The sequence below is a fragment of the Nocardiopsis sp. TNDT3 genome (assembly GCF_003427465.1).
GTDB classification, from domain to species: Bacteria; Actinomycetota; Actinomycetes; order Streptosporangiales; family Streptosporangiaceae; genus Nocardiopsis; species Nocardiopsis dassonvillei.
This window is the reverse complement of sequence record NZ_QPFC01000031.1, coordinates 1-1,052: the sequence shown is the minus strand read 5'-3', so window position 1 is coordinate 1,052 and position 1,052 is coordinate 1. Positions and strand designations below refer to the sequence as shown.

Below are 1,052 nucleotides of genomic sequence, written 5' to 3'. Positions count from 1 at the left end.
GGGCACGTGGCCGTCACCGGCCACGTGCCCCGGCGCGGTCGCCGTCAGCCCGTGTTCTCCCGCTCCCCGGCCAGGGTGCTGAAGAAGTCGAGCGCCTCGGGGTTGGCCAGTGAGTCGCGGCTGGCGACCCGGTCGGGCCGCTCCCCCATGAGGATGCGCTTGACCGGCACCTCCAGGACCTTGCCCGACAGGGTCCGGGGCACCGCGCCGATGACGCGGACGCGGTCGGGCACGTGGCGGGGCGAGCAGTCGGTGCGGATGCGGCGGGCGATCTCCCGGGGCAGGTCGCCCTCCAGGTCGGCGCCCTCCCGCAGCACGGTGAACAGCTCGATCCGGGAGGAGCCGTCGGCCTGGGGCACGTCCACGACCAGCGCGTCGACGACCTCGTCCAGAGCCAGGACCGCGCGGTAGATCTCGCTGGTGCCCATGCGCACGCCGCCGCGGTTGATGGTGGAGTCGGAGCGGCCGTAGATGACCGCGGTGCCGCGGTCGGTGATCGCGATCCAGTCGCCGTGCCGCCAGACGCCCGGGTAGACGGAGAAGTAGCTCTCGCGCAGCCGCTCGCCGCTGTCGTCGCCCCACAGGAACAGCGGCATGGACGGGGCGGGCTCGGTGACGACGAGTTCGCCGACCTCGTTGACCAGCTCCTTGCCGTCGGGGTCCCAGGAGGCCACGGCCATGCCCAGGGCCCGGGACTGGATCTCGCCCTCGTGGACGGGCAGGGTCGGGGTGCCGCCGACCAGGCAGCTGCACACGTCGGTGCCGCCGGAGGTGGAGAACAGCCACAGGTCCTCGCCGAACTCCTCGTAGACCCAGGAGAAGGCCTCGGGGCTGAGCGGCGAGCCGGTGGAGCCGATGGCCTTGAGCGCGGACAGGTCGCGGCCCCGGCGGGGGTGGACGCCCTCCTTCATGCAGGAGGAGAGGAACCCGGCGCTGGTGCCGAAGACGGTGACCCCGGCCTCGGCGGCCAGGTCCCACAGGGCGCCCAGGTCGGGCTGGGGAGTTGCTGCGGCCGAAGGCCGTCCGTTGAGGGTGGTGGAGGGCGACGGGTG

1 protein-coding gene is annotated in these 1,052 nt (G+C 73.4%); it reads right to left on the bottom strand.

The features are described 5' to 3' along the window. Window positions 1-44: 44 nt before the first annotated feature. Window positions 45-1,052 (bottom strand): AMP-binding protein (locus DQW06_RS00855; protein ID WP_157983317.1); only part of this gene is annotated, 1,008 nt, incomplete at its 5' end.